This window comes from Kitasatospora sp. MAP5-34 (assembly GCF_029894335.1).
GTDB lineage: Bacteria > Actinomycetota > Actinomycetes > Streptomycetales > Streptomycetaceae > Kitasatospora.
Window position 1 is genome coordinate 1 of record NZ_JARXZC010000049.1, and the last position, 11,895, is coordinate 11,895.

General features: G+C 72.3%; 10 protein-coding genes. 3 read left to right on the top strand and 7 right to left on the bottom strand.

Features of this window, described 5'->3' with window-relative positions; all coding sequences use genetic code 11:
• Window positions 1-163 precede the first annotated feature (163 nt).
• Window positions 164-1,411: a phosphoribosylamine--glycine ligase gene (purD, locus tag P3T29_RS29020; protein WP_280719648.1), complete on the bottom strand. Its 1,248-nt coding sequence runs from the start codon at window positions 1,409-1,411 to the stop codon at window positions 164-166.
• Between the two features lie 517 nt (window positions 1,412-1,928).
• On the opposite strand from purD, the gene P3T29_RS29025 reads away from it, so the two are divergent.
• Window positions 1,929-2,714, top strand: a complete 786-nt coding sequence (locus tag P3T29_RS29025) for an SLATT domain-containing protein (RefSeq protein WP_280719649.1) — start codon at window positions 1,929-1,931, stop codon at window positions 2,712-2,714.
• A 52-nt stretch (window positions 2,715-2,766) separates the two neighbouring features.
• Here the strand turns inward: P3T29_RS29025 and P3T29_RS29030 are convergent, their stop codons facing one another.
• The 3 genes from P3T29_RS29030 to P3T29_RS29040 form a co-directional block, all read right to left on the bottom strand.
• Window positions 2,767-3,414: a hypothetical protein gene (locus tag P3T29_RS29030; RefSeq protein ID WP_280719650.1), complete on the bottom strand. Its 648-nt coding sequence runs from the start codon at window positions 3,412-3,414 to the stop codon at window positions 2,767-2,769.
• A gap of 44 nt (window positions 3,415-3,458) precedes the next feature.
• A complete protein-coding gene (locus P3T29_RS29035; protein WP_348532873.1) occupies window positions 3,459-4,442 on the bottom strand; it encodes a GntR family transcriptional regulator in 984 nt (327 codons plus the stop codon).
• Window positions 4,443-4,679: 237 nt separating this feature from the next.
• The gene (locus P3T29_RS29040; RefSeq protein ID WP_280719651.1) at window positions 4,680-5,477 is read right to left on the bottom strand and encodes a carbon-nitrogen family hydrolase; all 798 of its coding nucleotides are present in this window, start codon (window positions 5,475-5,477) and stop codon (window positions 4,680-4,682) included.
• A 170-nt stretch (window positions 5,478-5,647) separates the two neighbouring features.
• Between P3T29_RS29040 and P3T29_RS29045 the strand changes: the two genes are divergently transcribed.
• Window positions 5,648-6,469 (top strand): maleylpyruvate isomerase family mycothiol-dependent enzyme, encoded by an 822-nt coding sequence (locus P3T29_RS29045; protein ID WP_280719652.1) that lies wholly within the window; start codon window positions 5,648-5,650, stop codon window positions 6,467-6,469.
• A 164-nt stretch (window positions 6,470-6,633) separates the two neighbouring features.
• Window positions 6,634-7,488 carry a Bro-N domain-containing protein gene (locus tag P3T29_RS29050; protein WP_280719653.1) on the top strand — a complete coding sequence of 285 codons (855 nt, stop codon included), beginning with the start codon at window positions 6,634-6,636 and terminating at the stop codon, window positions 7,486-7,488.
• Window positions 7,489-7,548: 60 nt separating this feature from the next.
• Here P3T29_RS29050 and P3T29_RS29055 read toward each other — a convergent pair whose 3' ends face one another.
• From P3T29_RS29055 to P3T29_RS29065, 3 genes are all read right to left on the bottom strand, one after another.
• Window positions 7,549-8,805: an MFS transporter gene (locus tag P3T29_RS29055; RefSeq protein ID WP_280719654.1), complete on the bottom strand. Its 1,257-nt coding sequence runs from the start codon at window positions 8,803-8,805 to the stop codon at window positions 7,549-7,551.
• Between the two features lie 182 nt (window positions 8,806-8,987).
• On the bottom strand, window positions 8,988-10,181 hold the full coding sequence (locus tag P3T29_RS29060; protein WP_280719655.1) for a M64 family metallopeptidase: 1,194 nt from the start codon (window positions 10,179-10,181) through the stop codon (window positions 8,988-8,990).
• 310 nt (window positions 10,182-10,491) lie between these two features.
• Window positions 10,492-11,895: a dihydrolipoamide acetyltransferase family protein gene (locus P3T29_RS29065; RefSeq protein ID WP_280719656.1), complete on the bottom strand. Its 1,404-nt coding sequence runs from the start codon at window positions 11,893-11,895 to the stop codon at window positions 10,492-10,494.

Here is an 11,895-nt window from a genome sequence, read left to right on the forward strand (position 1 = left end):
GCCGTCAATCAAAACCCCCCCCCCGTTGTGGGGGGGCCCCGGCGTCCCCCCCCGCCCCCGCACACCCCACTAACCGGCCCCCGTGAACCCCGGGGGGGGGGGGGGGCCCGCCCTCCCCCCCCCCCCCCCCACACCCCTGCTGGTGAGCCTGCTGCCGGCCGCGCTACTCGGCTGCCTTCAGCGCGATGTCGGTGCGGTGCTGGCCGCCCTTGAGCGTGATCTTCCCGACGCCTTCGTAGGCCCGGGTGCGGGCCTCGGCGAGGTCCGTGCCGGTCGCGGTGACGGAGAGGACCCGGCCACCGGCGCTGAGCACCTCGCCGTCCTCGCCCGCCCGGGTGCCCGCGTGCAGCACGAACACCGTGCCGTCGGCGGCCTCCGCCTCGGCCAGGCCCTCGATCACGTCACCGGTGCGCGGCGCGGCCGGGTAGCCCTCGGAGGCGATCACCACGGTGACGGCAGCGCCGTCGTCCCAGCGCAGCGGCTCCAGCTGGCCCAGCGTGCCGTTGGCGGCGGCGAGCAGGACACCGGCCAGCGGGGTCCGCAGCCGGGCCAGCACGACCTGGGTCTCCGGGTCGCCGAAACGGGCGTTGAACTCGATCACCCGGGTGCCGCGCGAGGTGAGCGCCAGCCCGGCGTACAGCAGGCCGGAGAACGGGGTGCCCCGGTGGCGCAGCTCGTCCACGGTCGGCTGCAGGACGGTCTCCAGCACCTCGGCGACCAGGCCCTCGGGGGCCCAGGGCAGCGGCGAGTACGCGCCCATGCCGCCGGTGTTCGGACCCTCGTCGCCGTCCAGGGCGCGCTTGAAGTCCTGGGCGGGCTGCAGCGGGAGCACGGTGACGCCGTCGGTGATCGCGAACAGCGAGACCTCCGGGCCGTCCAGGTACTCCTCGATCACGGTGCGCTCGCAGGACGCGGCGTGGGCCAGCGCCTCGGCGCGGTCGGAGGTGACCACCACGCCCTTGCCGGCCGCCAGGCCGTCGTCCTTCACCACGTACGGGGCACCGAAGGCGTCCAGCGCCTCGGCGGCCTCGGCCGGGGTGGTGCAGACGTAGCTGCGCGCGGTGGGGACGTTCGCGCCGGCCATCACGTCCTTGGCGAACGCCTTGGAGCCCTCCAGCTGGGCGGCCTCCCCGGACGGACCGAAGACGGGGATACCGGCCGCACGCACGGCGTCGGAGACGCCCGCGACGAGCGGAGCCTCCGGGCCGACCACGACCAGGTCGGCGGCCAGCTGCCGGGCGAGCGCGGCGACGGCCGCGCCGTCCAGCTGGTCGACAGGGTGCACCGTCGCCACCTGCGCGATCCCGGCGTTACCCGGGGCGCAGTGCAACTCGGTGACGTCGGAATCTTGGGAAAGAGAGCGGCACAGGGCATGTTCGCGGGCGCCGCCGCCGATGACGAGGACCTTCACGGTTGGAAGGGTAGTCGGTGGCTCGCTCCGGCTGCTCTCCGGTCCCGTCGGAAGCTCCAGAACGGACGCCGCCGACCGGGCACTGAGCTGGAGGAACATCCAGCCGCCGGGTCCGGGCTACCCCGCTCGCGCCGGCGGCTGTCATGGCAGGTGTCATGGCGGCGGGGCCGCGGGGGCTCGCTCGGACGGGTGAAACTCCCGCACCCCCCGGAACTCTCCCACCTCGGCTTGAACGGGTGAATTCCGGTAACGATCGCTGCGGAAGCGCCCCCATGATCAGCCATTTGGCGGTAAGAAGTGCTGTTGGACAACAGCCGGCAGCCGCCGGTGCGCGACTCCACGGGCGACCACCCGTGGTGCCGAACCCCCGACACCGTGCCGGTCCGGACGGCGTCCGGTCCGGCATCGCGCACCAGTCCGACGCGCCGTAGGTCCAGCGTTCAGCCAGCCAAACATGCAGTCAGGCCCGGTACCAGCCAGGGCCTCAGCAGTCCGCCCGCCACAGGGAGCCCCACAGGTGAGCCAGCCGGAAATGCAGCCCGAGGAGAGTCCCTGGGGCAAGGAAGTCGGTGAGGAGGACCAACCCGCCGCAACCCTGCCCGGACGGGCGCCCACCCGTCGCCGTGCGGATCTGAGTGCCCGGCAGTTCCCGCTCGGGGACTGGGGAGAGCCCGCCGAGCGGCTGGAGGAGCTCTACCGCTGGTCCGAGGAGCGGGCGGTCGAGGCGATCGACTGGTACCGCCGCGACCGGCTCTGGAAGCGCCGCTGGGCGCGACTGCTGCGGTTCGGTGCGGCGGCCTTCGCCGCCGTGGGGGTGACGGCTCCACTGGTCGCCCTCACCGGCCTCGCCGACCGCGCGGCGGAGTGGGGTTACGTCTCGCTGGCCCTCTCGGCGGCCTGTTTCGGCGCGGACCGGGCCTTCGGGCTGACCTCCGGCTGGATGCGGGACGTCAGCACCGCCCAGGCGCTGCAACGGCGGCTGGAGGCGTTCCAGTTCGACTGGGCCTCGGAGTGCGTACGCGAGGTGCTCGGCCCGACCGAGGGCACGGCGGGCGAGGCGGCGGAGCGCTGCCTCGGCGTGCTGCGGCGGTTCTGCGAGGACGTGTCGGAGCTGGTCCGCAGCGAGACCTCGGACTGGATGCTGGAGTTCCGCGCCACCATGACCAAGCTGCCCACCCAGGCACCGGGCACCTGGGGTGGCCGCAGCGAGATCGTCACGGGCGCCCAGGTGCGCGCACTGCCCTCCCCGGGCACCCGGCCCACCATGCCCCGCCAGCGGCCGCCGGAGGGGCCCCTGCGGTAACGGTCCGCCCCTGCCGCGCTTACCACGCAGGGGCCGACCGCGCAGGGCTCGCTCAGGCGAAGACGACCATCGAGCCCTGGGAGACGCTGCGGGTGGCCGCCGCGTACAGGCCGGCCCAGGCGTGGCGCTCGCGCGCGTACGGATGGAAGTCGTCCAGCGGCGGGCCGAAGGGCTGCTCCAGGCCGGTGGGCCCGAGCGGCCTGGTCGGCTGCGGCGGGGTGAGCGGGTCTATCCCCAGGATCGGTGCGACGGCGAGCAGTTCGCGCAGCAGCCCGTGGGAGGAGCCGAGCGGCCCGCCGGACTCCAGCAGGCTGTCCACCACCAGCGGGAGCTGGAAGTCGATCGGCACGTACGCGCCCGCGTGGTCGAAGTGCCAGACCAGGTGCGACTGTTCGGCCGTGCTCTCGAACATCTCCAACAGCTGCTCGTAGTCACTGCCGAGCTCGTCCACCGGGGTGACCTGGAAGCCCGTGAGGCCCAACAGGTAGGCGCGGCGCAGGAAGTGGAGCGAGTCGTAGTCGAACGCGGCTATCGGCTCGACCGAGCCGCTGAAGCCCGGCACGTACTCGTAGACCGGCACCTGGGGCAGGCCGTGGCCGGCCAGCGCGGCGTTGTAGCGAAGCAGGTCTTCCCGGAACGGGTTCTCGGGGCTCTGGATCAGCACGTCCACGAGCGGGACGAGCCAGAGGTCGCAGGCCATGGGCCGGCTCGTCCTCTCCGGTCGGCGGGCAACGACCGCCCACCCTACCGGCCCAGCGTGCCGCCGCCCCCCGGCAACAGCGGCCGGCCGAGCCGACCGGGCGGGACGAAGCGCGGCAGCGGCACGGCGCCGAGGCCCAGCTGCGACACCTCGGCCGCCTCGGCAGCCTCGAACCGCTCCGCCCGCTCGGCGCACTCCGGCTTCCCGGGCTTCTCCGGCTTCTCCGGCTTCTCGGCGGGGACGGTCGCGGTCTCCGCAGCGAGCCCCGCCGTGATCCGCGAGGTCAGCAATGGGAGGACCGACACCGAGTCCAGCGAGTTCCCGGTCAGCCGGGCCAGCAGTTCGATCGTGAAGAGGTTGTACTCGCTGATCGTCCGGTGCGCCCCGGACACGTCCCGCGCCTCGATCCGGTCGACCAGCTCCGTGTTGCGGTCCCAGCACACCCCGTCGAGCCGCTGGGCCGAGCGCAGGTAGGGCGCCGCGAACATCCAGGACTGCACCCGCAGCCAGTCCAGGTAGCCGGCCATCCGGCGGTTGCCCAGCAGGGCGCCGGCCTCCTGCCAGAACCTGCGGTCGCAACCGACCAGCACGTCGAGCTGCCCGGACCGGGCGGCCCGGTCCGCCGCCTCGGCGCGGCGGCGCAGCGAGGACAGCCGGGTCCAGTCGTAGCCGCTGCCCCGCGTGCCGAGCAGGCTGAAAGCGCTGTCGGTGAGCAGCGCCCGGCTCTCGAAGATCTCCAGATAGTCGGCCCAGGTGAACTCCGGAACGGTGAACCCCCGGTGGTGCTCCGCCCGGAGCAGCCCCTGCGCGGCCAGGTCGACCAGGGCCTCGCGCGCCGGGGTAGCGGAGACGCCGTACAGCTCGGCGATCTCCTTGACCGTGAAGTTGCGGCCTGCGGCGAGCCGCCCGGCCATCATCTCGTCGCGCAGCGCGCCCGCGATCTGCTCCCGGAGGCTGTTGCGCTGGATCGGGGTGGAGGCACCGACTCCGCCGGAATCGACCGAGCTGGAATCGACTCTGCCGAACATCTGGGCGACGGCCTCCTCTCCGGGCTCGGGGCCGGGCTCGCGCTCATCCGATTCGAACGCGACGACGGCTCATCTTCTCAAAAATGAGAGCCGAATGCGCGGGACCTTCTACCCGGACCCGACCCGGGCACATCCCGACTACCTGGTGTCGTCGCAGGACAACACCAGGTAGTCGGGAGTGGGTGGATGGAGGCGGGTCGGTGGAGGCGGGTCGCTGGGAGCGGGAGCAGCCGCCGGTCAGCGCTGAACCGGTGCGGGGATGCCCAGCAGCCGGTCCCGGTGGACCGGGAACTCGGCGCGGGCCTTCGCCACCTCCGCCGGGTCGAAGTCCACTGTGAGGACCTCCTCGCCGGCGCCGGCTTCGGCGAGCACCCGGCCCCACGGGTCGACCACGATGCTGTGGCCGGCCTGTTCGACGCCGCCGTGCGTCCCGGCGGTGTTGCAGGCCAGCACGTACGCCTGCTCCTCGACCGCACGGGCCCGGGCGAGCAGCGTCCAGTGCTCACGGCGCCGCTCCGGCCAGGCGGCCGGGACGACCAGCAGCTCGGCACCGGCGTCCAGCAGCGCGCGGAATAGCTCGGGGAAGCGCAGGTCGTAGCAGGTGGCCAGGCCGAGCGTGCCGAGGTCGGTGGCGGCGGTGACGATCTCCTGCCCGGCGCCCATCACGACGGCCTCGCCACTGTCGAAGCCGAAACGGTGGATCTTGCGATAGGTGTGCACCAGCTCGCCGTCGGGTGCGAAGAGCAGGGAGGTGTTGTAGATCGGCCCGTCCGGGTCGCGCTCGACGATCGAGCCGGCGTGCAGCCAGACCCCGGCGGCCTTCGCCGCCGCCGACATGGCGTCCGAGGTGGGCCCGTCGAGAGGTTCGGCGCCGTCCGACCAGGCGTCGTACGCGAACCCTCCCAGCGGCCACAGCTCGGGGAGAACCACCAGATCAGCGGCGTCCTGTGCCCGTACCAGGGCCGCTGCCCTGGCCCGCCGCTCAGCAGCGGGCTCGTGGTCGGAGACCGCTAGTTGGATCAATGAGGCGCGCACACTACCACCGTCCATAAGACCAGTCCTACGATCGTCACCCGAAAGCGCTGCCCGGCTGTCACCCGGCAGCGTAACGTGCGGTTAGCGCGTGCGCCCGGAAGCCGGGATTCCCGGTCTTCGCAACCCTTGGGCGACGCGGCAAGGAAGCTGACGGAGGGCCGGAGATTCCCGTGACGGACAACCAGACCGTGCAGGCTTACATCGACGCGTGGACGCAGTCCATCGAATCGATATCGGAGTTGGTGGCCGCGCTGCCCACCGACGCCTGGAACCGGCCCACGGAGTGCCCCGGCTGGTCCGTGCGGGACGTGGTCGCGCACGTCATCGCGGTCGAGTCCGAGCTGCTCGGCGACCCTCGGCCGATCCACTCGCTGCCGCGTGATCTGCGCCACATCACCGGCGACTTCGCCCGCTACATGGAGCTGCCGGTCGACAAGCGCCGCTGCCACACCGCGCCCGAGATGACCGGCGAGCTCGACTACACCGTCATCCGCCGCTCTCGCGCGCTGCGCAACGCCAAGAACGAGCCCGACGACGTGGTCCGCTTCCCGGCCGGCCCGGCCTCCTACGAGCTCTCGTACGCGGAGCTGCTGCGCCGCCGGGTGTTCGACGTCTGGGTGCACGAGCAGGACCTGCGGCGGGCCGTCGGCGTCCCCGGCAACCTGGACTCGCCGGGCGCGGTGGTCACCCGCGACTTCCTGCTCCTCGGCCTGCCGAAGGTCGTCGGCAAGCTGGCCGGCACCCCGGTCGGAAGCACCGTCGCCTTCGACGTGACCGGCCCGCTCGAGTTCCTCCGCACCGTTCGGGTGGACGCCGACGGGCAAGCCTCGGTGGACGAGCGCGTCAGCCTCGCGCCGGACGTCCAGTTCACCCTCGGGTGGGAGACGTACCTACGGCTCGCCTGCGGCCGTGGCCGCCCGGGGCCGGTCAAGATCGAGGGCGACGAGGAGCTGGCCGCCCGGATTCTGGCCAACTTCGCGCTGACGCCCTGACAGCTCGACGTACCTGCGGGCGCGTTACATCTGATCGGATGTAACGCGAAGAACGCGCGCGGGGTGGCGCGCTTCGTGCTCCCGTACGGCCCACTGGTACCGGTACGTCACCCGTTCGGCCTCGTTGTTCCGGTCAGCCCATAACCGGAAGAAGGAGGGGCGTCATGAACGAGGACGCGATGGTGTTGGTGCGGTCGAGCTTCCCCGTGACGGGACAGCCGATCAGGGTGGTGATGATCAACGGCGAGCCGTGGTTCGTCACGGCGGACGTGTGCAAGGTCCTGGGGCGGGTCAACCCCAGCGACACCGCCAAGAGCCTCGACCCGCAGCACACCCAGACCATCGACCTGCGATCGGTAACCCTCTCTCAGGGAGAGGGTTACCGAGTTCCCGCAGGTCGGAAACCCTACGAGCGCGGAAACCCGATGCTCAGCGTGATCAGTGAAGCCGGGCTGTACCGGCTGATCATGCGCTCCGACAAGCGTAATTCGAAGCCTTTCCAGGCGTGGGTCACCGGGGACCTGCTCCCGTCGATCCGGCGCGGTGACACCGACATCCCGAAGCAGCAGCAGCGGATGGCGCAGACCCTCGCCGAGGCGGTCGGGCAGCAGGTGCAGATCCTCGCCGAGATCGACCAGGACAACGGCGGTCCGGGGATCCACGTCCGCTCCGACGGGACGGTGCACTGCCGGCATGGGGAGATGGAATTCCGCGTCCCGAAGCGCGAGGACGACAGCGGGCCGCCGTTCGGGGCGTACTTCCAGTGCCCGAGCGTCGAGCGGGTGGGCATCCGGGGCGGCACGGCCATCCCCCGCTGCGAGAAGCTCAAGCTGGTCGACCTGACCCGTCGGCTGGCCCACACCCCGCCCACACCGGAGCCCATGCCCGAGCCCCCGCCGAGGCCGCGTCCGACGCCGCGCAACGGACTGCTGCTGGTCGAGGTCGGCCCGCTCCGGTTCCACGCCACCGTCCAGGAGGTCGCCGACCTGCTGAAGGCGACGGGCCAGCTGCCCGCGTAGCCGAAGCGAACAATGCGCCCTATGCCTCACTTGAAGTGAGGCATAGGGCGTTTTCGCAGGTCAGAATGCCCCCGCCCGCCCCAGCTTCCCCCGAAGCCGCAGAATCGTGACCGTCCCGACCCCCATCGGCACGTACAGCCAGCAGAACGCCCAGCGATAAGTCTCCGCCGTGTACCCCGCCGGGCCGGCCAGGGTGTCGAGGAGGACGCCGACGCCCAGGAGCGTGATCATCGTGCCGATGAAGCCACCCATGTTGGCGATGCCCGAGGCGGTGCCCAGGCGTTCGATCGGGTTGTGGGAGCGGGCGTAGTCGAGGCCGACCAGGGAGGCCGGGCCGTTGCTGCCCATCACGACGAGCAGGATCACCAGCAGCCAGACCGGCGGGTGCCCGGACGGCCAGGCCAGGACGAGGGCCCAGCAGCCGGCCGTCGCGCCGATCACGGTCATGGTGATCGGCATCCGGGCCCGGGCGGAGCGCAGCAGCAGTCGGCCGAAGAGCAGCCCGAAGAGCATGTTGCTGAGCACCAGCAGCGTCAGCATGCCGCCGGCCTCGCCTCTGGTCATGCCCTGGCCCTCGACCAGGTAGGGCAGGCCCCAGAGCAGTGCGAAGGCGTTGCCCGGGAACTGGGTGGTGAAGTGGACGGCCATCCCGAGCCGGGTACCGGGCTCCCGCCAGGAGTCCCGGATCTGGGTCCGGACGGAGACCGGGCGCTCCACCGGCGGGGCGGCGATCACGGCTCCCGGCGGGGTCTCCCGGAGCAGCAGTGCGATCAGCGCGAACACCGCGATGCCGAGCAGCGAGATGGTGGTGAAGGTGACGGTCCAGCCCTCGGTGTGCAGGGCCTGGGCCAGCACCACCGTGGTCACCAGGTTGCCGCCCGTGCCGGCCAGGCCGGTCAGCTGGGCGACCATGGGGTTCTTGGCGGCCGGGAACCAGCGTGCGGAGATCCGCAGGACGCTGATGAACGTCATCGCGTCGCCGCAGCCGAGCACCGCCCGCGAGGCGAGCGCGGGCCCGTAGGTGGGGCTGAAGGCGAAGGCGAGCTGGCCGACGCTGAGCAGCAGGACGCCTGCCAGCAGGACGCGGCGCGGTCCGAAGCGGTCGACCAGCAGCCCGACCGGGATCTGCATCGCCGCATAGACGAGGACCTGCACGATGGAGAAGGTGGAGAGTTCGGAGGCGCTGATGCCGAACCGGTGGGTGGCGTCGAGCCCGGCCACGCCGAGGCTGGTGCGGTGCAGCACCGCGAGGACGTAGGCGCTGACACCGATCGCCCAGGCGAACCAGGCCGCCCGCCCGCCGGGCGGCTGCCGCACACCCGAGCCGACGGGTTCAGGTGCGGAGGGGCTGCGGGGACCGGGGACTGACCCGGCGCGGGCTGGGCTGGCTGGGTCCACGGTCACCCGAACAGACTAGTCATCCAATCGCATGATCAGCCCCGCAGGGGGCGCGCGACGGACGCGAACCACCCATGTCAGCCCGCATGACTACGAGCGCTTCAGCCCTTCACCGTCCACGTCACCGTCCTGGTCATCCGCTGGTCCCGGAACGTCTCGTCGCGTACCCAGTCCGTGGTGTCCCGGACGGTCGCCGTGACGGTCACGCTCTGACCGGGGGCGACCGCGAGCGTGTCGGTGTCGAGCCAGCTGCGGTCCGGCGCCTGCGGCTCGACCGGCACGCCGGCCACCCGCCAGTCCACCCGCAGCTGCCGCCCGCCCGCCAGCGCCACCGGCCTGACCTGGAGCCGGGGCCGGCCGGAGACGGCACCGGCTGCCGGTACGGGCGCGTCCATCGGGCTCACCCGGCGGTAGATCTGCTCGATGATCGCCTCGCGGGAGGGCAGGTTGTACGTGCCGCCGAGGGTCCGCATCACCGAGTCGACGGTCGGCCGGTAGACGCCGTTGGCGCTGCGGTACGCCCCGACGGTGCCGCCGCCGTCCGGGGACTGCGCGCCCAGCCAGTGCCACCACTTCACGTGGGTGCGGCCCATCTCGTCCGCGTTCACGGCGGCCAGGTTCGGGTAGTCGGAGTCCCCCGGGGCGCTGTCGTACTCGTCCCCCAGGTCTCCGACGGTGTGCCCTATCTCGTGCTGGATGATCCGCCCGGCGTCCGGGCTGCCGCCCGCCAGAGTGGTCACCCCGGTGCCGCCGGCGCCGCCGTACTCGCTGGAGTTGGCGAGCGCGATCAGGTACTGCGGCCCCTCCCCCTCGCCCGCGTACCGGGCGGTCGCGGACTCGTCCGCGCAGAGCAGCCGGGCGGTGCCCTCGCACCAGAAGTGCATGCCGAGCGGGGTGTTCAGCTTGCGGCTGTGGTTCTCGGTCTCCGCGATGCCCGCGACCGGTGAGACCACCTCGACCCGCCGTATGTTGAAGAAGCCCTGGTAACTGCGGAACGGCTCGATGTCCATCAGCGAGCGCCAGGCGCGGTCCGCCTGCTGGCGGAACAGCTCCTGCTGGTCCTCGGTGTAGCCGTCCCCGAGCAGCACCAGAGTGATCCGGTTGGTGGGCACACCGGTGCGCCTTATGTCGACGGTCGGCGCGGTCCCCACCGCCCGCAGGTCCGCCCGGAGTGCGGTGCGCGGCGGCACCGCACGGTCCGGGAGCGCCCCGGACGTGCCGATCGCGTCGAACGGCGCCGGCGACGCGACCTCCAGCACGGCGGGCAGTACAGCGGCCGAAAGCAGCACGAGCACGGCGAGACTCGGGGCGAGACGGCCAGGATTGCCAGGCGGCATACGGGTGCGTCCTCGGTGCTCCGGTCACCCGGCGGGCGCTCGGGTGGGGGATCGCGAAGACGTACCCGCACGGCTCGGTGGCGTAGACCACCCCGGCCCGAGGTTCGCCGGTCCGGCGCAATCCGCTACGGCATCCGGCCCAACCCGCAGGCCGCCGCCGCATGGTTGCCGAGACCCGCAACCAACGGCCGGGATGCACCTTTATCCGGACGGCCGAAGGGCCCGGTTCCCGTCAGGGGAGCCGGGCCCTTCGGCGTCGGTGTGTCCGTCAGCCCCAGGTGATGAGGCGCTTCGGGCGCTCCAGGATCGCGGCGGTGTCCGCCAGGACCTTGGAGCCGAGCTCGCCGTCGACCATGCGGTGGTCGAAGGAGAGGGCCAGCGTGGTCACCAGACGCGGAACCACCTTGCCCTTGTGGACCCACGGCAGCTCCCGGACCGCGCCGAAGGCGAGGATGGCCGCCTCGCCCGGGTTGAGGATCGGGGTGCCGGTGTCGACGCCGAAAACGCCCACGTTGGTGATGGTGATGGTGCCGCCCGACATCTCGGCGGGCGAGGTCTTGCCCTGGCGGGCGGTGTCGATCAGCCCGCCGAGCGAGACCGCCAGCTGCGTGAGGGTCTGCGAGCCGGCGTCCTTGATGTTCGGGACGATCAGCCCGCGCGGGGTGGCCGCGGCGATGCCGAGGTTCACCTGGCCCTTGATAACGATCTCCTGGGCGGCCTCGTCCCAGCTGGCGTTGACCTCCGGATACCGCCGGACGGCCGTCAGCAGCGCCTTGGCGACCAGCAGCAGCGGGCTGACGCGGACGCCCTGGCCCAGCTCGCCGGTCTCCTTGAGCTCGCGGACGAGCTTCATCGTCCGGGTCACGTCGACCTGGACGAACTCGGTGACGTGCGGAGCGGTGAACGCCGAGGCCACCATCGCCTGGGCGGTCATCTTCCGGACGCCCTTGACCGGCACCCGGACATCCCCGGCACCGCTCAGCACGGGCTGTGCCTCGGCCGCCACAGGAGCCACCACCACGGGAGCCTCGACCACGGCCGGAGCGGCGGGCGCCACGGCGGCGTGCACGTCCTCGCGGGTGATGACCCCGTCCGGACCGGTCGGGGTGACGGCCCGCAGGTCGATCCCCAGGTCCTTGGCGAGCTTGCGGACCGGCGGCTTGGCCAACGGGCGCTCGCCGACGACGGGCGCCGCCTGCGCGGGCACCGCGACGGCAGCAGGAGCGGCAACGGGAGCCGGAGCGGCCGCCGTCTTCCGGGCCCGGCGCTGCGCGCCGCCCGTGCGCGGGCCGTACCCGACGAGCACCTCGCGGCGCTCCGGGACGGCCTCCTCGACGGCCTCGGCGGCCTGGACGACCGGAGCCGCCACCGGCGCGGCCGGGGCCGCAGCGGCGGGAGCCGCCGGAGCCGCTCCCTCGCCGACCGCCACCGAGATGATCACGGTGCCGACGTCGACCGTCGTGCCGGCCGGGAAGAACAGCTGCTCGACCGTCCCGTTGAACGGGATCGGCAGCTCGACCGCAGCCTTCGCGGTCTCCACCTCACAGACGATCTGACCGTCCGTCACCGTGTCGCCCGGCTTGACGTACCAGGTCAGGATCTCGGCCTCGGTCAGGCCCTCGCCGACGTCGGGCATCTTGAACTCGCGGAGCGAGCGCACTTCAGTGGTCAT